The 20,654-nt window shown below is 73.3% G+C and carries 19 protein-coding genes and 1 pseudogene; 11 read left to right on the forward strand and 9 right to left on the reverse strand.

Features of this window, described 5'->3' with window-relative positions; all coding sequences use genetic code 11:
• Positions 1 to 48 precede the first annotated feature (48 nt).
• Entirely contained in the window at positions 49 to 345 is a 297-nt protein-coding gene (locus PV963_RS06435) for a hypothetical protein (protein ID WP_274814617.1), read from the forward strand.
• A 135-nt stretch (positions 346 to 480) separates the two neighbouring features.
• Positions 481 to 1,335 (forward strand): hypothetical protein, encoded by an 855-nt coding sequence (locus tag PV963_RS06440; protein ID WP_274814618.1) that lies wholly within the window; start codon positions 481 to 483, stop codon positions 1,333 to 1,335.
• 37 nt (positions 1,336 to 1,372) lie between these two features.
• On the opposite strand, the gene PV963_RS06445 is transcribed toward PV963_RS06440, so the two are convergent.
• Complete coding sequence (locus PV963_RS06445; RefSeq protein WP_010040978.1) at positions 1,373 to 1,555, reverse strand: hypothetical protein; 183 nt, start codon at positions 1,553 to 1,555, stop codon at positions 1,373 to 1,375.
• A 295-nt stretch (positions 1,556 to 1,850) separates the two neighbouring features.
• Between PV963_RS06445 and PV963_RS06450 the strand changes: the two genes are divergently transcribed.
• Both PV963_RS06450 and PV963_RS06455 read left to right on the forward strand, forming a co-directional pair.
• Positions 1,851 to 4,643: a DEAD/DEAH box helicase gene (locus PV963_RS06450; protein ID WP_425541016.1), complete on the forward strand. Its 2,793-nt coding sequence runs from the start codon at positions 1,851 to 1,853 to the stop codon at positions 4,641 to 4,643.
• Positions 4,640 to 5,923, forward strand: a complete 1,284-nt coding sequence (locus PV963_RS06455) for an SWF or SNF family helicase (protein WP_274814623.1) — start codon at positions 4,640 to 4,642, stop codon at positions 5,921 to 5,923. The genes PV963_RS06450 and PV963_RS06455 overlap by 4 nt, the downstream gene beginning before the upstream one ends.
• Here PV963_RS06455 and PV963_RS06460 read toward each other — a convergent pair.
• Both PV963_RS06460 and xylA read right to left on the reverse strand, forming a co-directional pair.
• Complete coding sequence (locus tag PV963_RS06460) at positions 5,912 to 6,250, reverse strand: hypothetical protein (protein ID WP_274814624.1); 339 nt, start codon at positions 6,248 to 6,250, stop codon at positions 5,912 to 5,914. The genes PV963_RS06455 and PV963_RS06460 overlap by 12 nt on opposite strands.
• A 225-nt stretch (positions 6,251 to 6,475) precedes the next feature.
• On the reverse strand, positions 6,476 to 7,642 hold the full coding sequence (xylA, locus tag PV963_RS06465) for a xylose isomerase (protein WP_274814626.1): 1,167 nt from the start codon (positions 7,640 to 7,642) through the stop codon (positions 6,476 to 6,478).
• 116 nt (positions 7,643 to 7,758) lie between these two features.
• Here xylA and xylB point away from each other — a divergent pair, with 116 nt between their 5' ends.
• The 6 genes from xylB to PV963_RS06495 all read left to right on the forward strand — a co-directional run bounded on the left by xylB (position 7,759) and on the right by PV963_RS06495 (position 14,299).
• On the forward strand, positions 7,759 to 9,204 hold the full coding sequence (gene xylB / locus PV963_RS06470; RefSeq protein WP_274814628.1) for a xylulokinase: 1,446 nt from the start codon (positions 7,759 to 7,761) through the stop codon (positions 9,202 to 9,204).
• A 15-nt stretch (positions 9,205 to 9,219) separates the two neighbouring features.
• Positions 9,220 to 10,428, forward strand: coding sequence for an ROK family transcriptional regulator (locus tag PV963_RS06475; RefSeq protein ID WP_274814630.1), 1,209 nt, complete (start codon positions 9,220 to 9,222; stop codon positions 10,426 to 10,428).
• A 225-nt stretch (positions 10,429 to 10,653) separates the two neighbouring features.
• Entirely contained in the window at positions 10,654 to 11,256 is a 603-nt protein-coding gene (locus PV963_RS06480) for an N-acetylmuramoyl-L-alanine amidase (RefSeq protein WP_274814631.1), read from the forward strand.
• A gap of 105 nt (positions 11,257 to 11,361) precedes the next feature.
• Complete coding sequence (locus PV963_RS06485) at positions 11,362 to 11,757, forward strand: luciferase family protein (RefSeq protein WP_274814632.1); 396 nt, start codon at positions 11,362 to 11,364, stop codon at positions 11,755 to 11,757.
• Positions 11,758 to 11,760: 3 nt separating this feature from the next.
• On the forward strand, positions 11,761 to 12,933 hold the full coding sequence (locus PV963_RS06490; protein WP_274814633.1) for a bifunctional class I SAM-dependent methyltransferase/NUDIX hydrolase: 1,173 nt from the start codon (positions 11,761 to 11,763) through the stop codon (positions 12,931 to 12,933).
• A gap of 127 nt (positions 12,934 to 13,060) precedes the next feature.
• Positions 13,061 to 14,299, forward strand: coding sequence for a phosphodiester glycosidase family protein (locus PV963_RS06495; RefSeq protein ID WP_274814635.1), 1,239 nt, complete (start codon positions 13,061 to 13,063; stop codon positions 14,297 to 14,299).
• Between the two features lie 2 nt (positions 14,300 to 14,301).
• Here the strand turns inward: PV963_RS06495 and PV963_RS06500 are convergent, their stop codons facing one another.
• The 6 genes and pseudogenes from PV963_RS06500 to PV963_RS06525 form a co-directional block, all read right to left on the reverse strand.
• A complete protein-coding gene (locus PV963_RS06500) occupies positions 14,302 to 14,496 on the reverse strand; it encodes a hypothetical protein (RefSeq protein ID WP_274814636.1) in 195 nt (64 codons plus the stop codon).
• A 138-nt stretch (positions 14,497 to 14,634) separates the two neighbouring features.
• Positions 14,635 to 15,498 carry a phosphatidylinositol-specific phospholipase C/glycerophosphodiester phosphodiesterase family protein gene (locus tag PV963_RS06505; RefSeq protein ID WP_274814637.1) on the reverse strand — a complete coding sequence of 288 codons (864 nt, stop codon included), beginning with the start codon at positions 15,496 to 15,498 and terminating at the stop codon, positions 14,635 to 14,637.
• Between the two features lie 206 nt (positions 15,499 to 15,704).
• A complete protein-coding gene (locus PV963_RS06510; protein WP_274814638.1) occupies positions 15,705 to 16,787 on the reverse strand; it encodes an acyl-CoA dehydrogenase family protein in 1,083 nt (360 codons plus the stop codon).
• A pseudogene (locus PV963_RS06515) lies at positions 16,784 to 17,948 on the reverse strand (acyl-CoA dehydrogenase family protein). Before PV963_RS06515 ends, PV963_RS06510 begins: the two are co-directional and overlap by 4 nt.
• On the reverse strand, positions 17,945 to 18,910 hold the full coding sequence (locus PV963_RS06520) for an NADPH:quinone oxidoreductase family protein (protein WP_274814639.1): 966 nt from the start codon (positions 18,908 to 18,910) through the stop codon (positions 17,945 to 17,947). Before PV963_RS06520 ends, PV963_RS06515 begins: the two are co-directional and overlap by 4 nt.
• 125 nt (positions 18,911 to 19,035) lie before the next feature.
• Positions 19,036 to 19,608 (reverse strand): helix-turn-helix domain-containing protein, encoded by a 573-nt coding sequence (locus PV963_RS06525; RefSeq protein ID WP_184981214.1) that lies wholly within the window; start codon positions 19,606 to 19,608, stop codon positions 19,036 to 19,038.
• 78 nt (positions 19,609 to 19,686) lie between these two features.
• Between PV963_RS06525 and PV963_RS06530 the strand changes: the two genes are divergently transcribed.
• Entirely contained in the window at positions 19,687 to 20,616 is a 930-nt protein-coding gene (locus tag PV963_RS06530) for an NAD(P)/FAD-dependent oxidoreductase (RefSeq protein WP_274814640.1), read from the forward strand.
• Positions 20,617 to 20,654: the final 38 nt, after the last annotated feature.

Consider the following 20,654-nt stretch of genomic DNA (forward strand, 5'->3'; position numbering starts at 1 on the left):
GGAGATGACCGGCAGGCGGGACATCCGCACAGGGGGAAGGTGGTCACCATGTGGGGCAAGGTCAGAAAGGCCGGAGGCAGAGTCGCTCATGCCATGCGCACGGAGACGAAGGCCGGCGGCGACAAACGTCCGCACAATCTTTTCGAGGCGGCCGCGGCCTATGTCACGGCGAGCGCGGAGGACGACCAGGAGCGGGCCGACGAGGCGGCCGGCTGGGTCTCGCCCGAGGCGCTGTCGTTCGGGGTGAACGAGCTGGCCGGCCGGGCCGTCATCGCGCTCGCGCGGGAACGCGGCGAATCGCCCCGGACCGTGGCCCGTGAGTTGCTGGGGCTGCCGGCGGAGTGACGCGCCCGGCCCGGACGGCCGATTCGCCCCGTCCGCCGGAAAACGGCAGCTCCTGGTGCGCGCGCAGGGCCGTGACAAGCGGCTTCCGCGCGCACTAGGGTGCGCGCCGGTGGACGAACCGATGGGGAGGCTGGGATGGCCGGGACGGATGAGGACACCGTCGCCGCCGCGGACGACGCGCTTTACGTGCTCACGGCGGTGTTGCTGACGCCGGCGCAGTTCCCGAGCGTGCTGGGCGACGACTATCCGGAGGCGTGCGCGGCGCTCGGCCTCGCACCGCTCGCCGACGGGTACGGGCTGGTGCTCGGTCAGGACGGCGAGGGAGCCCGGTGGACCGTGGTCATCGACGACGTCTCCCTGGTGGCCGTCGCGATCGCGTCCTGGGACTGCGGGATGGAGTACGAGCTGTCGCCCGACGAGCGCACGGTCGTGGCGGCCCTGCCCGGCTGGCCCCTCGCGGTCGCCGTCGCGGCGCCCGGAGTGCCCGCGCCGCACGATCCCGGTCCGGAGGCCGACGACCGGCCCCCGCTGGCTCCGCCGGACACCACCGTGTGGGGCCCTGCCCAACGGCGCCTTGGCGCGGACGAGATCGCGCTTCAGTGGGCGATGTGGCGGGACCAGGTCGACGACTCGGCCTTCCCGGCTCCGGGGTCCTCGGCGAAACCGGGCGACGGAGGCGCGTCCGACGGTCCGGGCGGAGGCGGGGAGAACGGGCAGCAGGGCCACAGCCGCATCCGGCGCGTCCTCGCGGAGGTCCGCGCCTACATCGACTCGCCGCCGCCGCTGGGTCGGGTCCGGTCGTCGTTCGCACCGGGTGACGCGCGGACGCTGCGGGCCGACGGTCCTGGCTGGTCGCTCGTGGCCAGGACCGACGACATCGCCTTCGTGCTGCTGGACGAGGAACCCGGCGAGGTCCTGCCGGTGGGCCGGGGGCCGGAGCTGCCGGGTCTCCTCGAGGCCCTCGACAAGATGGCCGTACGGCCGAACTGAGCCGGTGCGGCCTTCGGCCGCGCCGGTCGTCAGCGCGTCAACGGCCCAGTTCCTTGCGGGTGGCGCGGCGCAGCCTGCGCCGCTGCGAGGGGTCCAGCGTGAGATACGCGGCGGCCGGGACTCCCAGGATAATCAGGAGCGATGCCCACCAGGGCAGCCAGATCAACAGGATGAGCCCGACTGCCACGCCGCCTGCGGCGATCTTGGCGTTCTTGGACATGATGTCGCCTCCTTCGCGGCCACTGCCGCTCTCTGTCTCGAAAAACGGGCCCGCGCTTGCGACGGTTCCGGACCGCGACCCTGAGACATCCCTGAGGCGCGCCCCCTACGCACCCCTGAGACCTCTATGGTGACCCAGCTCACAGCCAAGTCATACCCAGAGGTGGCCGAAGTGCTGTACCCTCGGCGACTCCCACTCACTAGTCAAATTTGAGGAACCAGTCATAGCCGAGCATCCGACTCCCCCGGCACCCTCCTCCGACCTCTTTGAACTGGCCCACTGCTGCGCCGTGTTCCTGCCCGGCGACCCGGCCCGCACGGGCAGCGTCGCCTTCTGGCGGCCGGACGGCGAGACCCCTCCGGCCACGGCGTCGGCGTCCGTCACGGACCTGACCGTCGTCGTGCCCGGCATCGACGAGGTCGAGCCGCACAGCGTGCCCGCCGTCCTGGTGCCGGTGCGCACCGCCCTGCCGGTCCTCCTGCGCGCGCGTACCGGCGCGCAGGGGCACCGGGCCACCGTGTTCTGGGGCGCGGCGGCCGCGCACGCCCTGCACCTGGTGGCGCGCGGACTGCTGCTGCCGGGGCTGTCCCCGGGCGACCACGACGCCTGGCGCACGGGCCCGCTGCGCGCCCGGGACGTCGAGGCCGTGCGCCACCTGGCCGCCGCCATGCCGCCCGAGGCGCACGCCGTGCCGCTGGCGGGCGCCGGGCCGATGCGGCTGCCCGACCAGGAGCAGCTCCTGCGCGCCTTCCTCGACGCGGTCGCCGACACCCTGCCCCGCTCCCCCGCCGCGCCGCTGGTCACGGGCGGACCCGCCTACGCGTCGCCCGAGCCGGTACGGCTGCCCGAGCAGCGCGCGTGGGCCGCCGACGTCGCCGCGGGCCACGACGCGGGGGTGCGGCTGTCGCTGCGGATCGAGGCGGACGGCCTGACGGACGCGGCGGCCGACGACGCGAATGTGACGTTCCGGGCCGTGCTCCAGGTGCACAGCGTGAGCGATCCCGCGCTCGTCACGGACGCGGCGGACGTCTGGGCCGGTGCCGGGGGCGATGCCTTCGGCCCGCGCGCGCGGATGGACGCCCTGCTCGCCCTGCGTCGCGCGGCCCGGGCCTGGGCCCCGCTCACGCCCTTGCTGTCGGCGACCGTGCCGGACGCGGTCGAGCTCGCCGACGAGGAGGTCACGGAGCTGCTCGGCGCGGGCGCCCGGGCGCTGGCGGCGGCCGGAGTCGACGTGCACTGGCCGAAGGGACTGACCCGCGAGCTCACCACGCGCGCCGAGGTGGGCCCTTCCGACGACGAGCCGGAGTCCGGCAAGGCCTTCGCCGCCATGCCGTCGTTCCTGTCCGCCGACGCGCTGCTCTCCTTCGACTGGTCGTTCACGCTGGGCGACCGGAAGCTGAGCCGCGGAGAACTGGACCGCCTCGCCGAGGCCAAGCGCCCTGTGGTGCGGCTGCGCGACCAGTGGGTCCTGATCGACCCTCAGGAAGTACGCCTGGCCCGCTCCCGGCAGGACCACAAGGTGACGCCGGTGGACGCGCTGGGCGCGGCCCTGACGGGCTGGGCGGAGGTGGACGGGCACCGGGTCGAGGTGCGGCCCACCGGATGGCTGGCGGCCCTGCGGGAGCGTCTCGCTGACCCCGAGGCGCAACAGCCGGTGGAGCAGCCGGCCGCCCTCGCGGCCACCCTGCGGGACTACCAGCGGCGGGGCCTGAACTGGCTCGCCGGCATGACCTCGCTGGGCCTCGGCTGCTGCCTCGCCGACGACATGGGGCTCGGCAAGACGATCACGCTGATCGCCCTGCACCTGCACCGGCAGACCGACGCCCGGTCCGCCGGGCCCACCCTGGTGGTCTGCCCGACGTCCCTGATGGGCAACTGGCAGCGGGAGATCGAGCGGTTCGCGCCCGGCACGCCCGTGCGGCGCTTCCACGGCGCGCGGCGCGGCCTCGACGGTCTGGCCGACGGGGAGTTCGTGCTCACCACGTACGGCACGATGCGCCTGGACGCGCCCCGGCTCGCCGAGGTGCCGTGGGGCATGCTCGTGACGGACGAGGCCCAGCACGTGAAGAACCCGCACTCCTCGACCGCGCGGGAGCTGCGTTCCATCGGCGCACGCGCGCGCGTGGCGCTCACCGGCACCCCGGTGGAGAACAACCTGTCGGAGCTGTGGGCGATCCTCGACTGGACCACTCCCGGGCTGCTGGGCCGGCTCGGCACCTTCCGCCGGCGGTACGCGGAGGCCGTCGAGGGCGGTCAGGATCCAGGCGCCGCGGACCGGCTGGCCCGGCTCGTACGGCCGTTCCTGCTCCGCCGCCGCAAGTCGGATCCGGGGATCGCGCCCGAGCTGCCGCCGAAGACGGAGACCGATCACGCCGTGTCGCTCACCCAGGAGCAGGCAGGCCTGTACGAGGCCGTGGTGCGCGAGGCACTCGCGGAGATCTCCGGCGCCGGCAGCATGGCGCGGCGCGGACTGATCGTGAAGCTGCTGACCGGTCTGAAGCAGGTCTGCAACCACCCGGCGCAGTACCTCAAGGAGGAGCGGCCGGTGATCGCCGGGCGCTCGGGGAAGCTGGAGCTGCTGGACGAACTGCTCGACACGATTCTCGCCGAGGAGGCGGGCGTGCTGGTCTTCACGCAGTACGTGCAGATGGCCCGCCTCCTCGAACGGCACCTGGCCGCCCGCGGCACGCCCTCGCAGTTCCTGCACGGCGGGACGCCCGTCGCCCAGCGCGAGGCCATGGTGCGGCGCTTCCAGGACGGCGAAGTGCCCGTGTTCCTGCTGTCGTTGAAGGCGGCGGGCACCGGCCTGAACCTCACCCGGGCCGAGCACGTCGTGCACTACGACCGCTGGTGGAACCCGGCCGTCGAGGCCCAGGCGACCGACCGCGCCTACCGCATCGGCCAGACCCGGCCCGTGCAGGTGCACCGGATCATCGCCGAGGGAACCATCGAGGACCGCATCGCCGAGCTGCTGGCACGCAAGCGGGAGCTGGCGGACGCGGTCCTGGGCTCCGGCGAGGCCGCCCTCACGGAGCTGACGGACGCGGAACTGGCGGATCTGGTCGAACTGCGAGGGGGCCTGCGATGACTCGGTACGACGGTGACACGGAGCGCACGTTCGCCGCGCTGCCGCCCGCGCGCGGGCGGGGCTTCGCCCAGACCTGGTGGGGTCAGGCGTGGCTGAAGGCGCTGGAGGACACGGCACTGGACTCCACGCAGCTCAAGACGGGCCGCCGGCTCGCGCGCACGGGAGCGGTCGGCGCGGTGTCGGTGCGCCCGGGGCGCCTCACGGCTGTCGTGCAGGACCGCGACCGTACGGCGCACCGGGCCGACGTCCTGCTGGAGGAGCTCTCGCCCGGCCAGTGGGACCGCTTCCTGGACATGACCGTGGAGCGGGCCGGTCACGTTGCGGCGCTGCTGGACCGGGAGATGCCGCCGCACCTGGTCGAGGACGCGGCGGCCGCCGGCGTCGAACTGCTGCCGGGCCTGGGCGATCTGGAGCCGCAGTGCGGCTGCGGAGCCTGGGACCACTGCGGGCACACGGCGGCGCTCTGCTACCAGGTGGCGCGACTGCTGGACCAGGACCCGTTCGTCCTGCTCCTGATGCGGGGACGCGACGAAGCCACCCTGCTGAAGGACCTCCAGTCGCGCGGCGCCGCGTCCGCCACGGAGCGCTCCGGCCAGGAGGGCGTGGACGCGGCCGAGGCGTACGCGGCCGGTGACATCCTGCCCCCGCTGCCGCCCCTGCCCGAACTGCCCGACGAGCCGGGGGTGCCGCCGTCCCTGGACACCGAGACACCGCCCGCTGCGGGCATCGACCCGGCCGCGCTGGAGTTCCTGGCCGCGCGGACCGCCGTACACGCCCACCGCCTGCTCGCGGAGTCGCTCCGGGAAGTGGACGGACGGCACGCTCCCGGCGCTGATCCGACGGTCTCGGAAGACGCCGTGCGACTGGCCGCGGGCGAGCCCGGGCGAGAGGTGGCGGACCGTCTCGCCGACGGGTCGGGGCGCGGCCGGGAGGGGCTCGCAGCGGCGGTCCGCGCCTGGCGCCACGGCGGTACGGCCGCGCTGTCCGTGCTCGACGAGGAGTGGAAGGTGGAGGGCGAGACGCTCGCACGCGCGCGTGCCGCCCTGGAGTCGGCCTGGGACGCGGACGAGCGGCCGCGGCTGCGAGCGCGGGGCAACCGCTGGACGGTCGTCGGCGCACGGGTCCAGCTGCGCCTCGGCCGGGACGGCCGGTGGTGGCCGTACCACGAGGAACGCGGCCGCTGGCTGCCCGCGGGAGGCGCCGCGCAGGATCCGGCGACGGCACTGACGTCGGCGCAGCTCGCCGTCGGAGACGGAGCCGCCCTGGGTTCAGGGCAGTAGCTCGCCGGTGTCCAGGGACGGGAGGAGCGATTCGAGGTCGCTCGGCAGATCGCTCGGCAACTGGCTCGGAAAGCCCGAGGGCAGTCGGGTCGGGAGCTTGCTGGGCAACTGGGTGGGCAGCTCGGTGGGGATGCCCAATGACGGGGCGGGAGTGCGGCTCGTGTTTTCGGCGGGCGGCTCCCGGTCCGGCGAGTCGTCGCTTCCCCTGGCCATCAGCACCACGAGGGACACGGCTGCGACGGCCACGAGCACGGCGAGCAGGATGAGCAGTGGATTCCGGCGGCGGGGAGACCCGGGCGGATGAGGCGGTACGGGCGGCATGGCCATACCGACCAGAGTCGCCGCGCACCGCTCAACGCGGGAGGGGCGCACTCACGTTGATACGGGCTCATGGCGTGGATCGCATGATTCCGGAGCATTGCGGACCGTGATTCCGGAGCATGACCGACCCTGACTCCGGAACATGACCGACCCTGATTCCGGAGCACTGCGGACCCGTTGGCCGGTCACACACCCCGTGACCGGCCGACGGACCCGCACGCGCGCGTGCGCTCAGCCACGTGCCCCCAGCAGGTGGTCCATCGCCAGCTGGTCCAGACGCTCGAAGGCCATGCCTCGGGCGGCGGCCGCCTCGACGTCGAAGGCCTCGAAGGCCGACCGGTCGGCGAGCAGGGCCTGGAGGCCGTCCGCGGCGGTGGGCTGGGCCAGCTCGTCCAGGCGGGACGCGCTCAGGGCCTCCTGGACCTCCGGGTCGGCGCGGAAGGCGGCGGCGCGCTCCTTGAGGATGAGGTAGTTGCGCATGCAGCCGGCCGCCGAGGCCCACACCCCGTCGAGGTCCTCGGTCCGCGGCGGCTTGAAGTCGAAGTGCCGCGGACCGGTGTAGCCGGCCGACTCCAGCAGGTCGACCAGCCAGAACGCGGCGCGCAGGTCGCCGGCGCCGAAGCGCAGGTCCTGGTCGTACTTGATGCCCGACTGGCCGTTGAGGTCGATGTGGAACAGCTTGCCTGCCCACAGCGCCTGCGCGATGCCGTGCGGGAAGTTCAGCCCGGCCATCTGCTCGTGCCCGACCTCGGGGTTGACGCCGTACAGCTCCGGGCGCTCCAGGCGCTCGATGAACGCCAGGGCGTGGCCGACGGTGGGCAGCAGGATGTCGCCGCGCGGCTCGTTCGGCTTGGGCTCGATCGCGAAGCGCAGGTCGTAGCCCTGGGAGGTGACGTACTCGCCGAGCAGGTCGAAGGCCTCCTTCATCCGGTCCAGGGCCGCGCGGACGTCCTTGGCGCCGCCGGACTCGGCACCCTCCCGGCCGCCCCAGGCCACGTACACCTGGGCGCCGAGCTCGACGGCGAGGTCGATGTTGCGGATGGTCTTGCGCAGCGCGTAGCGGCGCACGTCGCGGTCGTTGGCGGTGAACGCGCCGTCCTTGAAGACGGGGTGCGTGAAGAGGTTGGTGGTGGCCATCGGGACCTTCATGCCCGTGGTGTCCAGCGCCTGCCGGAAGCGCTTGATGTGGGCCTCGCGCTCGGTGTCGCTCGAGCCGAACGGGATCAGGTCGTCGTCGTGGAAGGTGACGCCGTGGGCGCCGAGCTCGGCCAGTCGCTGCACCGTCTCGACCGGGTCGAGGGCACGCCGCGTGGCGTCGCCGAAGGGATCCCGTCCCTGCCAGCCGACGGTCCACAGTCCGAAGGTGAACTTGTCCTCGGGGGTGGGCTGGTAGCTCATGCCGCGGCTCCTTGCTCGCTGAGGCTATTTCGTCATGCCGATTTACAAATTAGTATGCGAGCACCTTCCTGGGAAGAGACAAGGTGTCTCGGGACGAGAGCAGAGGGAGAAACCCGATGTCAGCAGCCGAGGGTCCGCTCGTCGTCGGCGTGGACTCGTCCACCCAGTCCACCAAGGCGCTGGTCGTCGACGCGTCGACCGGCCGTGTCGTCGCGAGCGGCCAGGCGCCGCACACCGTCTCCTCGGGGGCCGGGCGGGAGAGCGATCCGCGCCAGTGGTGGGACGCGTTGTGCGAGGCCCTGCGCCAGTGCGGCGACGCGGCGCACGAGGCCGCCGCGGTGTCGGTCGGCGGACAGCAGCACGGCCTGGTCACGCTGGACGACCGGGGCGAGCCGGTGCGGCCCGCCCTGCTGTGGAACGACGTGCGTTCGGCGCCGCAGGCGCGCCGGCTGACCGAGGAACTGGGCGGCGCGAAGTTCTGGGCCGAGCGCACCGGGCTCGTCCCCGCCGCTTCCTTCACGGTCACCAAATGGGCCTGGCTCGCCGAGCACGAGCCGGAGGCGGCGCGCGCCACGAAGGCCGTGCGCCTCCCCCACGACTACCTCACCGAGCGGCTCACCGGGCAGGGCACGACCGACCGCGGCGACGCCTCCGGGACGGGCTGGTGGGCGTCCGGGACGGAGTCGTACGACGACGAGATCCTGGCGCACGTGGGACTCGACCCGGCCCTGCTGCCCCGTGTGGTCCGGCCCGGCGAGGTGGCGGGCACGGTGCGCGACAGCCATGATCTGCCGTTCTCCAAGGGCACCCTGGTCGCCCCCGGCACCGGTGACAACGCCGCCGCGGCGCTGGGCCTCGGGCTGCGTCCCGGCATGCCGGTGATGAGCCTCGGCACCTCGGGCACGGTGTACGCGGTGTCGCAGCGGCGGCCCGCCGACCCGAGCGGCACGGTGGCCGGTTTCGCCGACGCCCGCGGCGACTGGCTGCCGCTGGCGTGCACCCTGAACTGCACGCTCGCCGTGGACCGCGTGGTGACGCTGCTGGGCCTGGACCGCGAGGCCGTCGAGCCCGGCACGGCCGTCACCCTGCTGCCCTACCTGGACGGCGAACGCACCCCGAACCTGCCGAACGCCTCCGGGCTGCTGCACGGCCTGCGCCACGACACGACCGCCGGCCAGCTGCTCCAGGCCGCCTACGACGGTGCCGTCCACTCCCTGCTCGGCGCGCTCGACCTGGTCCTGGACCAGGACGCGGACGCGTCGGCGCCCCTGCTGCTGATCGGCGGCGGTGCCCGGGGCGCGGCCTGGCAGCAGACCGTACGGCGGCTGTCGGGGCGTCCCGTGCAGGTGCCGGAGGCCAAGGAGCTGGTGGCACTCGGCGCCGCCGCGCAGGCGGCCGGGGTGCTGACCGGGGAGGACCCGGCGGCGGTCGCCCGGCGCTGGAACACGGCGGCCGGGCCGGTGCTCGACGCCGTCGAGCGGGACGAGGCGACGCTGGCCAGGATCGCCGGGGTACTCTCCGACGCGGCCGCGCTGCTGGAGCGGCCCACGGACACCCACTGAGGACTGGCGTCAGGCATGAGCGCACCGCTGCACGAGGCCCGTCCGGCCGGACCGGGACGCGCCCTGCCGGACACCCAGCAGGGCATGCGCCGCCGCAACCTCGCCCGTGTCCTGCACGCCGTCCGTGCCGAGGGACCGCTGTCCCGGGCCGCCGTCGCCTCGCGGATCGGCCTGACCCGGGCGGCGGTGTCGACGCTCGTCGACGAACTGATCCGCTCCGGCCTGCTGGAGGAGCTGGGGCCCGAACGGCCCGGCCGGGTGGGCCGCCCCGGCTCCGCGCTCGCGCTGAGCGGACGCGGCCCGGCGGGGATAGGCGCGGAGGTCGGCGTCGACCATCTCGCGGTCTGTGCCGTGGACCTGCGCGGCACGACCCGGTCGCGGGCGATACGCCAGGGCGCGAACCGCGGCCGCTCCCCCGGGCCCGTGCTCGCCGAGCTGACCGAACTCATCAGCCGGGTCGTCGCCGAGGCGGAGGGCGAGGGCCTGTGGCCGGCCGGTCTCGCCGTGGCCGTGCCCGGTCTGGTGGCACGCGACGCCCGGACCGTCGTACGCGCCCCGAACCTCGACTGGCACGACACGGACCTCGGTGACCTGCTGCCGGCAAACCTCCCACTGACCGTGGACAACGAGGCCAACTTCGGCGCCCTCGCCGAACTCTGGCTCGGCGAGGGCACGCCGCGCGACTTCCTGCACGTGTCGGCGGAGATCGGTATCGGCGCGGCGGTCGTGGTGGACGGCGGACTGCTGCGTGGAAGGCGCGGTTTCGCGGGCGAGTTGGGGCACGTGCCGGTCCGGCCGGACGGGCCGGAGTGCGCGTGCGGCGGGCGCGGGTGCCTGGAGCAGTACGCCGGCGAGGAGGCGGTGCTGCGCGCGGCCGGTCTGGAGCCGGATCAGGACCGGGTCGGGCTGCTGGCGGGGCGCGCAGCCGAGGGCGACGAGGACGTCCGCCGTGCCCTGCGCGACGCGGGCACCGCGCTCGGAGTCGCCCTGACCGGGGCGGTCAACCTGCTCGACCCGGAGAGCGTGGTGCTGGGCGGGGAACTGTCCGGGCTGGCGCCGTGGCTGCTGCCGTCGTTGCGGGAGGAGTTGGCGTGCCGTACGGCGGGTCCGGTCTGTCCCGTGTCCGTGTCCCGGCTGGGTCCGCAGGGGCCGCTGCTGGGGGCCGCGCATTCGGTCGTGCGGGCGGTACTGGACGATCCGGCCACCGTTGCCGAGCGGGCCTGAGACGGGCCCTGGCCTACAGCAAAGCCGGCCCACGAAACCCCTCAATCACCCGACCGGGTGAGCGAGTTATCCACATTTCCGCGCCTCTCCACCAAAAAGCATCGCGTCCTTCGGACCGACCGGCAGGCGCCGTAACTTGATCCACGCGGGCCTCGACCACCACGGCCGCGGCTCCGCGCAGCTGAGCAAGAGACACCCGCCGTCGAACCCGGAAGGCACACACTCATGGCACGGACAACTCCTTTCCCCAGCAGGCGAGGCATCCTCATGGGCGCCGCCCTCACCGCCGTCCCGTACGCCCTGTTCCCCGACGCACGGGCCAGCGCCCGACCTCAGGCAGTGGACCACCCCGGAACCGCCTGGCACCCGGCGAGCCGCAGCAACTACACGCCGTCGAACCGCCCCCGCGCCCATCCGCTGCAGTACGTGGTCATCCACGTCGCGCAGACGACCTACTCCGGCACCCTGTCCGTCTTCCGGAACCCCAGGACGAAGGTGTCCGCGCACTACGTGGTGCGCTCGTCCGACGGACACGTGGCGCAGTGCGTGCGCGAGTCCGACATCGCGTGGCACGCGGGTAACTGGGACTACAACACCCGCAGCATCGGCATCGAGCACGAGGGATGGGTGGACCAGCCGTCGTACTTCTCAGACGCGATGTACGAGCGGTCGGCCCGGCTCACCGCGGCGATCTGTGCGAGGTACGGCATCCCCAGGAACCGGGCGCACATCATCGGCCACCACGAGGTACCGGGCAGCGACCACACCGATCCGGGCCGCCACTGGGACTGGAAGCGCTACATGAGACTGGTCGACAACTCCGCCTGAGAACAGCGCATTTCCCCGCCCCTGCCCACGGCACCCGACCTCACGTCCCGGTTACAAATCGCTCAACCCCTGGTTGCGGCACGGTAATCACGCAACGATGGGAGCATGAGTCTGGCCCAGCGCGCCCTGGAGCGTCTGCAGGCCTGGCCCGACCTGATGGCGGGCCCGGCGAGTTGCGGTACCGGACGGGCGCTCCGTTCCGTCCGTGACGAGATCGTCCACTTCCACTCGGCACGGGACGTGGACCTCCACCTCACTCGCCGGGCCATCCAGCGCTTCCACTACGACCTCGCCGGTTCGAGCGCGATCCACCTGGTTCCCGGATCGTGCTGGGTGACGGTCCACCTCGACTGCGAGGCGGACGTCGACCTGTTGCTGAGCCTGGTGAGCATCGCCCTCAAGGCCCACCAGACCCGGCCCGCCGGCGAGGAGCCGCGGCCGGCCGGGTGCAACTTCCACCGTGTCACGGTCCTTCCGCGCGACGCCGCGGCGGGCGAGTGAGCCGTGGTGACGCGACCGGAGGCCGACAACGCCGAGGCCTGGCGCACGCACGGCGAACACCACCTGCGGCGTGGCACGGTGCTGCCCGAGGTGGCGCGGATCGACTGGGGATGCGAGGGCGCCGGACCGGGGATCGAGGTGCTCGGGGAGCTGGCGGGCAGGCGCGTGCTGGACCTCGGGTGCGGTCCGGCCCGGCACGCCGCCCATCTGGTCCGAGCTCATGGCGCACTGGTGGACGCCGTCGACTCCTCGGCCGGACAGTACGAACGGGCGCGCGCCCGCTACGGCTCCCTGCCCGGGCTGCGCCTGGTCCTGGCCGACGCGGTGGAGCATCTGCGCTCGGCGGAGCCGTACGACGTCATCTACTCGGTCAACGCCGTGCCGTACATCGACCCGCACCGGCTGCTGCCCGCCCTGGCCGCGGCGCTCAAGCCGGGCGGCAGGCTCTGCTTCACCGTGCTGCACACCAACTCGCACGGTGACGGGCCGTCGGACCAGGTCATCGCCCGGCCGGAGATCCTGCGGCTGGCCGGCGGCGGGGACGTCACCGTCCAGATGTGGGTCCTCGAACCGGAGCTCTGGTCGGCCCTGCTCGCCGAGCACGGACTGCGCGTGGAGCACGTCGACGTCCTCGACACGCCGCAGGACGGCAACCACGCGTCGTACCGGCTCTTCCGGGTGACACGGCCCGTCCGTGTCTCCTCCCGGCCGCGCACCGCCAAGCCGCCGGTGGCCCACGCCGCGCTCGGGGTCGGCGCCGTCCTGCACGGCCCTCGCGGACTGCTCCTGGGCCGGCACCGGCACGGGACGTGGGAGCTGCCCGGCGGGACGGTGGAGCCCGGGGAGTCGTTGCAGGAGGCGGTCGTGCGCGAACTCGGCGAGGAGACGGGGCTCGACGCCCGGCCGGAGGACGTCCGGCTGCTGGGGACGCTCCTCGACGACGCCGGCGGTGTCGTACGGGTGACGGTGGCCGCCCGGGTCACCGCCTGGCGGGGAGAGCCGTCGGACCAGCCCGGGGAGAGCGTGGGCCGCTGGCGCTGGTTCGCCCTGGACCGGCTTCCGGAGGAGCTGTTCGTGTGCAGCGCGCAGGCCCTCACCGCCTGGCGGCCGGGTCTGCCGATCGACCACGCGCCCGCTCACTTCACGCCGTACGACACCGGAACGGGCGACAGCTGAAGCACTCAGAGGGGTGCGTTTTTTCAGCCGTTCCCGCGTAGTCGGCGCTCAGCCACCCTGACGGCCTTCGGGGTCTGGTGCACTGCCCTTGAGGATCCGGGCAGTTGACGAGGCATCAGGGGGCACGGTGACAGGTCGTCGCAGGCGACGGGGAGCAGGCAGAGCGGTACTGGCGTTTCTCACGGCGTTCGGCGCGCTGGCCGGTGCGGGCCTGGCGGGGGCGGCACCGGCCGGCGCCGTCCAGAAGGGCGTGCGGGTCGCGCCGGGTGTCACGTACGAGGAGTTCGACATCAAGGCGGCCAAGGGGGTGACCCATGCGCATGTGCTGAGGGTCGACCTGGGCCATCCGCGGGTACGGGTCGAGCTGCTGTATCCCGGGGCGGTGGCCTCGCGCGCGCAGGTCTCGCGGATGGCCGACGCCCAGGGGGCCGTCGCCGGTGTCAACGGCGACTTCTTCAACATCACCGAGGCGCAGCACCCGGGCGTCGAGGCGACCGGCGCGAGCGTGGGTCCGGCGATCGCGGCGGGGCGGACGCTCAAGGCGGCCGTGCCGAACGGCCAGCGCTTCGGGCCCGCGCTGCCGCCCGGCGCGACCACCGAGGACGTGTTCGGCGTCGGCACCGACGGAGTGGCGCGGTTGGACCGGCTGGCCCTGGACGGCTCGGTCCGAACGGAGGAGGCGCAGGTGCCGCTGGGCGGGCTCAACCAGTACGCGCTGCCGGTGGGTTCGGTCGGTGCGTTCACCTCCGACTGGGGCAGCGTCTCCCGGGTGCGCGCCACGTGTGGCACGGACACGGACCGGGCCGCGCCCTGCAGTACGGACACGTACGAGGTGACGGTCCGCGACGGCAAGGTCGTGTCGGCCGCCGACACACCCGGCAGCGGTCCCATCGCCGCGGGCACGACCGTGCTGGTCGGCCGGGAGGCCGGGGCCCAGTGGTTGCGGAAGTTGTCCACCGGCGAAGCGGTCGAGGTCGAGCACCGTCTCGTGGCGGCCACGGACGGCGCCGCCTACCGCCTCGCCCTCGGCGGCTACCCGGTCCTCACGGGCGGGCGGCCGCTGCCGGGTCTGGACGACACGACGTCGGCCGTCCGTACGGCCGTGGGGATCGCCGACGACGGACGGTGCGTGCTGCTGCTCGCACTGGACGGCGCCGCCGCCTACCGCAGCGGCCTGACGATCGCCGAAGTGGCCGACACCATGCGGAAGCTGGGCTCGGACGACGCCTTCAGCCTGGACGGCGGCGGGTCGTCGACGCTGGTCGCCCGGAAGGCGGGCGCGAGCACCGTCTCGGTACGCAACCACCCCAGCGGCGGCGCCGAACGCGCCGTTCCGAACGGCATCGGCGTGTTTTCGGGAACGTGACGTCAGGGCCGCAGACCGCTGACGATGTCCGCCGTCGCCGTGAGACCGCTGTGGATGGTGGGAGCGATGCTGGTGCTGGCCAGGTAGAAGCCGAGCAGCAGGCAGACCAGCGCATGGGAGACCTTCAGCCCGCCGTTGCGCAGGAAGATCACCGCCAGGATCGCGAGCAGCAGCACCACAGAGATGGAAATGGCCATCGTCGACTCCTCCGCCACGCCGCCACGTCCGGTTCACGGCGTTCGGCCGTAAGTGTGGCGTAGCGGAGGGTTCGTCCGGGCGGCTGACCTGTCCGCCGAACGTGTGATGTTCTACGTGTCCAACGTGTTCTGCGCGTCCTATACCGCCCGCCGGGAGTCCAGGAACGCCTCCAGTCCGGCGAGGTCGTCGGTGTTGAGGTGGTCGACGTCCGCGGCGAGCAGTTCGGCCCACAGTGCGTCCCGGGCGGGCCCGGCCAGGTCCGGGGTCGCCCAGAACCGCACCTTCTGGCCCCGCTTGTGCGCGGCCCGGACGATGCCCCGCAGCTTCTCCCGCTCGGCGTCCGGGAACGCGCCCACGCCCCGCCAGGTGAAGTTGAGCGTCCAGTTGTCGCTGATCAGCGGTATGAAGGAGGCCGGCGCCTGGCTGCCGAGGTCGGCGAGCCGGCCGTCGTAGAAGGCACGCCGGACGGTCTGGGCCTCCATGGGAGCGCGGGCCGCGCGGTCGCCGGAGATGACGGCGGTGACCGGGCCGGGGAGGACGCGGCCGTGGGCGTACGTCGTGAACAGGTGCCGGTAGCGCCTGAGGTGGCGGTCGAGTTCGAGGTACGTCGACGAGCCCTCGGTCTTGATGTCGACGAGCAGCTGCAGCGACCCGCGGTACCCCCGGTACACGCGGCCGCCGTTGGCCCGCACGCGCGCGGCGAGCGGGTCGAGGTAGAGGGACTCCAGCGTGCGGGCCGGGTCGAGGTCCTCCGGGTCGTGGGCGACGAGGAGCTGGTCGCCGACGAGGTAGATGTCGGCTTCGACGCTGCCGAACCGGTGGTCCAGGGCGTCGAACAGGGGGCGCGGGTGCTCGTAGTCGTTGTGGGCGTGGGCGCGCCACAACGGGCGGGGCCCGTGCCGCCGTTCGCCGGCGAGGGCGTGGGTGGCGGGGAGGGCGACCGAGCCCGCGAGGGCGGCGCCGAGGGTGGTGAGGGCTCTGCGACGGGTGGTGAGGTCCATGCTCTGCCTCCCTGGAGGTGCCGTACGGGAACCCTGCGAGTATGGGGTTCGGGCAGGGCCAAGGAGCAGGGCCTTGCGGGGAGTTGGCCGGAGTGACGTCGTGCGTTCACTTCACCGGAGCAGGGCGCACGGAAAAGCCCGCCCCTGGTGGGACGGGCTTTTCTCCGGCGTCGACGAGGCGTTGAGAGGCGTCGGCCAGGTGTCTGTCAGGGGGCCTGGAGGTCGACCAGTCCGGCCAGTGCCTCCCGGTGGGCGCCGGCCGTGCCGTAGGCGATCGAGTCGGCCTTCGCGCGCTTCAGGTACAGGTGCACCGGGTGTTCCCACGTCATGCCGATGCCGCCGTGCAGTTGCAGTGCCTCCTCTGCGGCGTGGACGGCCACGGGTGCCGCGCAGGCCTGGGCGACGGTGACCGCCACGTCGGCGTCCTGGCCGGTCGACAGGGCGTCGGCGGCGTTGCGGGCGGCCGCGCGGAGGCCCGCGACCTCCAGCCACAGCTGGGCCAGCCGGTGCTTGAGCGCCTGGAAGCCGCCGACGGGCCGGTTGAACTGCTTGCGGTCCTTGAGGTAGCGGACGGTCTCCGTCAGCGTCCAGTCGGCCAGGCCGAGCTGTTCGGAGGCGAGCAGTCCCGCTCCGGCACGCAGGGCCCGGCGTACGGCGGGTTCGGCGTCCCCCAGCAGGCGGCCCGGCACCCCGTCGAGGGTGACGGTCGCGAGCGGCCGGGTCAGGTCCAGGGAGACCTGGGGTGTGACGGTCGCGGCGGTGGCGTCGACCGCGTACAGGCCGCCGTCGTCGGCGGGCACGAGCAGCACGTCGGCGACGGCCGCGTCCGCGATGCCGGTCAGTTCGCCGTGCAGCAGGCCGTTGTCGTAGGGGACGACCTTGTAGGCGGCGCCCGGTGCGACGCCGAGGGAGACCGCGAGGGCCCCGATCGACGTCCCGGAGGCGAGCTCGGTGAGCAGGTCGTCGGTACCGCAGGCCAGCAGCGCCTCGGTGGCGACGACCGCGCTCGTGAGGTACGGGACGGGCGCGACCACACGCCCCAGTTCCTCCAGCACCACGGCGGCTTCCCGGTGCGTGGCACCCTGGCCGTCCAGCTCTTCGGGCACCAGCAGGCCCGCGAGGCCCATGCCGTCGGTGAGGGCCTTCCACAGCGCCAGGTTGTGCGGAGTGTCCGACTCGATGCGGGCGATGACGCCGGGCGCGTCGCAGTGGTCGGCGAGCAGGTCGCGGACGGCGGCGCGCAGCGCCTCTTCCTCCTCCGAGTACAACAGGTCGGGCTGGGTGCTCATCGGGCGAGGTCCTTCCAGGCGACGTCCTTGTCGGTGCGCGGTTCGGCGGGCAGGCCGAGGACGCGCTCGGCGACGATGTTCAGCAGGACCTCGCTGGTCCCGCCCTCGATGCTGTTGCCCTTGGAACGCAGGTAGCGGTAGCCGGCCTCGCGGCCGGTGAAGTCGACCAGCTCCGGTCGGCGCATGGTCCAGTCGTCGTACAACAGGCCCTCCTCACCGAGGAGTTCCACCTCCAGGCCGCTGATCTCCTGGTTGAGGCGGGCGAAGGCGAGCTTCATGCCGGCGCCCTCGGGGCCGGGCTGGCCGACCACGAGCTGCTGGCGCAGCCGCTCGCCGGTGAGCCGGGCGACCTCGGCCTCGACCCAGAGCTTCAGCAGGCGCTGGTGCAGGTCGTGGGTGCGCAGCTCCGGGCGCTCGCGCCAGGTCCTGGAGACCGGGCCGATCATGCCGCCCTCGCGGGGCAGCCGCATGCCGCCGATGGCGACGCGCTCGTTGTTCAGGGTGGTCTGCGCGACCCGCCAGCCGTCACCGACCTCGCCGAGGCGGCGGGAGTCCGGGATGCGGACGTCGGTGAGGAACACCTCGTTGAACTCGGCCTCGCCGGTGACCTGCCGCAGCGGCCGCACCTCGACACCCGGGTCGGTCATGTCGCAGACGAAGTACGTGATGCCCCGGTGCTTGGGCACGTCCGGGTCGGTGCGGGCGATGAGGATCGCCCAGCGGGCCACGTGGGCGCTGGACGTCCAGACCTTCTGCCCGTTGACGACCCAGTCGTCGCCCTCCCGCACCGCTCGTGTACGCAGCGCGGCGAGGTCGGATCCGGCACCCGGCTCGCTGAACAGCTGGCACCAGACCTCCTCGCCCACCCAAAGAGGCCTGAGGAATCGCTGCTTCTGCTCTTCGGTGCCGTACTTGAGGATCGTCGGCGCGGCCGATGCGCCGCGGGTCGTTGTCGGGTGCCCCGGCCGCCTCCAACTCGGCGTCCACGACGGCCTGGAGGGAACGGGGAGCGCCGAGTCCGCCGAGGCCCTCCGGGTAGTGCACCCAGGCCAGTCCGGCGTCGAAGCGGGCCCGGAGGAAGTCCAGGCGGTCGGTCGAGGCCGGCGGGTGAGCGGCCAGCAAGTCCTGTGTGCGACGGCGCAGTTCCTCGGCGCTGGTCATGCTGCCTCCTCCACGACGACGGCGATCCGGCCGGTGGTGAGGCCGTCCGCGACCTTCTGCACGGCGGTGGCGGTCCCGCCGAGCGGCACGCGTTCACTCACCAGCGGCTTGATCGCGCCGCGGGCGGCCAGCTCGGTGAGCTGCGCGTGGCAGTGCCGGACGAGCTTCGGGTTCTTGGTGTTGTACAGGCCCCAGTGCAGGCCGAGGATCGAGTAGTTCTTCACCAGGGCGTGGTTCAGCCCCGGGCTGGGGATCGTGCCGCTGGCGAAGCCGACGACCACGATGCGCCCCTCGAAGGCGACGGCCTTGGCGGACTGGGCGTAGGCCTCGCCGCCGACCGGGTCGTAGATCACGTCGGCGCCCCGGCCGCCGGTGGCCTCCTTGACGGCGGCGACGACGTCCTCGGAGTGCCGGTCGATCACGACGTCGCAGCCCAGCTCGCGGGCGACGGCCGCCTTCCCGGAGCCGCCGACGACACCGATGACGGTGGCGCCGGCGGCCTTCCCGAGCTGCACGGCCGCGCTGCCGACCCCTCCTGCGGCAGCGTGGACGAGCAGGGTCTCGCCGGCCTCCAGACCGGCCCGGCGGTGCAGACCGAACCAGCCGGTCTGGTAGCCGATGTGCAGGGCCGCGGCCTCCGCGTCGTCCAGGGCGTCCGGCGCGGGCAGGAGGGCGGCCAAGTCCGCGACGGCGTACTCGGCGAAGCCGCCGTACGGCAGCGCCGGGTTGGCGATCACCCGGCGGCCGTCCTCGGTCTCGCCGCAGATCTCCACGCCCGGGGTGAACGGCAGCGGCGGCCTGACCTGGTACTGGCCGCGGCACAGCAGGGCATCGGGGAAGTTGATGTTCGCGGCGCGCACCTTCAGCAGGACCTGGCCGTCGCCGGGCGCGGGCGCTTCCACGTCCTCCAGCCGCATCACCTCACCCGGCTCGCCGTTCTCGTGCACTTGCCATGCCTGCATGCGGGGCCTCCACGGGCTGCGTCGACTGCGTCGTTCGACCGGGGTCGAGTCGCATACTAAGCGGTCGCTTGCAGATCAGGGAACAGTCTCCGGGTGACGAGTGCCGCCGGGGGGTATCTCGTACGTCACGACCGCCTGGGCCGCGCCCGCACATGCATCCGCTCCCCCTGCGGCCCGAACAGGCTGAGGAACTCCACGGGCCCCTCCCCCGTCGACCCGAACCAGTGCGGCACGCGGGTGTCGAACTCCGCGGCCTCCCCCGCCGTGAGCACCACGTCGTGCTCGCCCAGCACCAGGCGCAGTTTCCCGGACAGCACGTACAGCCACTCGTAGCCCTCGTGCGTGCGCGGGTCCGGCTCCTGTCTGCGCTGGGGTTCCAGCACCTTGTAGGCCTGGAGGCCGCCGGGCTGGCGGGTGAGCGGCCAGTGGGTGCGGCCGAACATCTCGATCGGCTTCGACCGCACCCGCGGGTCACCGGCCGGCGGGGCTCCGACCAGCTCGTCCAGGGCCACCTGGTGCGCCCGGGCGATCGGCAGCAGCAGCTCCAGGCTGGGTTTGCGCAGGCCGGACTCCAGTCGCGACAGGGTGCTCACGGAGATGCCGGTGGTCTCGGAGAGCGCCGCCAGGGTCACCTCCCGCTCCTTGCGCATCTGCCGCAGCCGGGGGCCGACGCCCGCGAGTACCTCGTCCGTAGTCATGGTCGTATTGCAGGTTCGGCAAACACGTTTGTCAATCCCGTGTCACCGGGGCGACTCTCGGCGGTGGAGGTGGTCACCATGACCGAGAAGTACGCAGTGGTCGTCATCGGCGGGGGTGCGGCAGGGCTGTCCGCGGCGCTGGTGCTGGGCCGGGCCCGGCACCACACGCTGGTCGTCGACGCGGGCGAGCCGCGCAACGCTCCCGCCGCGCACATGCAGGGCTATCTGTCGCGGGACGGGATGCCGCCCGCCGAGTTCCTCGCCGTCGGCCGGGAGGAGATCGCGCGCTACGGCGTGGAGCTCGTGCGGGACCGGGTGGTGGAGGTGGGCAAGGGCGAGGACTTCGCCGTGATGCTGGCCGGCGGGCGGACCGTGCGGGCCCGGCGGCTGGTGATCGCGACCGGGCTGAAGGACGAGCTGCCGGCGGTTCCGGGGGTCGCCGAGCGGTTCGGCCGGGACGTGCTGCACTGCCCGTTCTGCCACGGCTGGGAGGTGCGCGACCAGCCGTTCGGGGTGCTGGCGTCGAGCCCGGCTAGCGTGCACCAGGCGCTGATCGTGTCCCAGTGGTCGAAGGACGTGCGCTTCTTCCTGCACACGGTCGCCGAGGAGGAGCTGTCCGACCAGGACCTGCGCCGGCTGGCCGCGGCCGGGGTGGACGTGGTGCCCGGCGAGGTCGCGGGGCTGGTGGTCGAGGACGACCGGCTCACCGGCATCCGGCTCGCCGACGGTACGACGCTCGCCCGCTCCGTGCTCTTCGTCGGCCCGCGCCCCGTCCCGCAGACCGGCCTGCTCGAACGGCTCGGCGCCGAGCTGCGCGAGACGCCCTTCGGCGCGTACCCGGTGGTCGACCCGACCGGGCTGACGACCGTCCCGGGCGTGTGGGCCGCGGGCAACGCGATCGGCTTCGCCGAGCAGGTCGTGCACGCGGCGAGCGGCGGATACCGGGCGGCGTCCGCGATCGTCGGGGATCTGCTGATGACCGACCTCGACGCGGCCGCCCGGGAGTAGAAGCGCCGCCGTCCGCGGTCGCGGCCCGCCCTCAGGAC

Origin of the sequence: Streptomyces coeruleorubidus (assembly GCF_028885415.1) — a bacterium.
Classification (GTDB): Bacteria; Actinomycetota; Actinomycetes; order Streptomycetales; family Streptomycetaceae; genus Streptomyces; species Streptomyces coeruleorubidus_A.

What these genes read in the sequence shown, in the direction of transcription:
- PV963_RS06510 (WP_274814638.1), bottom strand. Translation starts at nt 16,787, where the DNA reads ATGAGCACCCAGCCCGACCTGTTGTACTCGGAGGAGGAAGAGGCGCTG.
- PV963_RS06480 (WP_274814631.1), top strand. Translation starts at nt 10,654, where the DNA reads ATGGCACGGACAACTCCTTTCCCCAGCAGGCGAGGCATCCTCATGGGC.
- PV963_RS06435 (WP_274814617.1), top strand. Translation starts at nt 49, where the DNA reads ATGTGGGGCAAGGTCAGAAAGGCCGGAGGCAGAGTCGCTCATGCCATG.
- PV963_RS06485 (WP_274814632.1), top strand. Translation starts at nt 11,362, where the DNA reads ATGAGTCTGGCCCAGCGCGCCCTGGAGCGTCTGCAGGCCTGGCCCGAC.
- PV963_RS06445 (WP_010040978.1), bottom strand. Translation starts at nt 1,555, where the DNA reads ATGTCCAAGAACGCCAAGATCGCCGCAGGCGGCGTGGCAGTCGGGCTC.
- PV963_RS06440 (WP_274814618.1), top strand. Translation starts at nt 481, where the DNA reads ATGGCCGGGACGGATGAGGACACCGTCGCCGCCGCGGACGACGCGCTT.
- PV963_RS06460 (WP_274814624.1), bottom strand. Translation starts at nt 6,250, where the DNA reads ATGGCCATGCCGCCCGTACCGCCTCATCCGCCCGGGTCTCCCCGCCGC.
- PV963_RS06505 (WP_274814637.1), bottom strand. Translation starts at nt 15,498, where the DNA reads ATGGACCTCACCACCCGTCGCAGAGCCCTCACCACCCTCGGCGCCGCC.
- PV963_RS06530 (WP_274814640.1), top strand. Translation starts at nt 19,687, where the DNA reads ATGACCGAGAAGTACGCAGTGGTCGTCATCGGCGGGGGTGCGGCAGGG.
- PV963_RS06500 (WP_274814636.1), bottom strand. Translation starts at nt 14,496, where the DNA reads ATGGCCATTTCCATCTCTGTGGTGCTGCTGCTCGCGATCCTGGCGGTG.
- PV963_RS06475 (WP_274814630.1), top strand. Translation starts at nt 9,220, where the DNA reads ATGAGCGCACCGCTGCACGAGGCCCGTCCGGCCGGACCGGGACGCGCC.
- PV963_RS06525 (WP_184981214.1), bottom strand. Translation starts at nt 19,608, where the DNA reads ATGACTACGGACGAGGTACTCGCGGGCGTCGGCCCCCGGCTGCGGCAG.
- PV963_RS06520 (WP_274814639.1), bottom strand. Translation starts at nt 18,910, where the DNA reads ATGCAGGCATGGCAAGTGCACGAGAACGGCGAGCCGGGTGAGGTGATG.
- xylA (WP_274814626.1), bottom strand. Translation starts at nt 7,642, where the DNA reads ATGAGCTACCAGCCCACCCCCGAGGACAAGTTCACCTTCGGACTGTGG.
- PV963_RS06455 (WP_274814623.1), top strand. Translation starts at nt 4,640, where the DNA reads ATGACTCGGTACGACGGTGACACGGAGCGCACGTTCGCCGCGCTGCCG.
- xylB (WP_274814628.1), top strand. Translation starts at nt 7,759, where the DNA reads ATGTCAGCAGCCGAGGGTCCGCTCGTCGTCGGCGTGGACTCGTCCACC.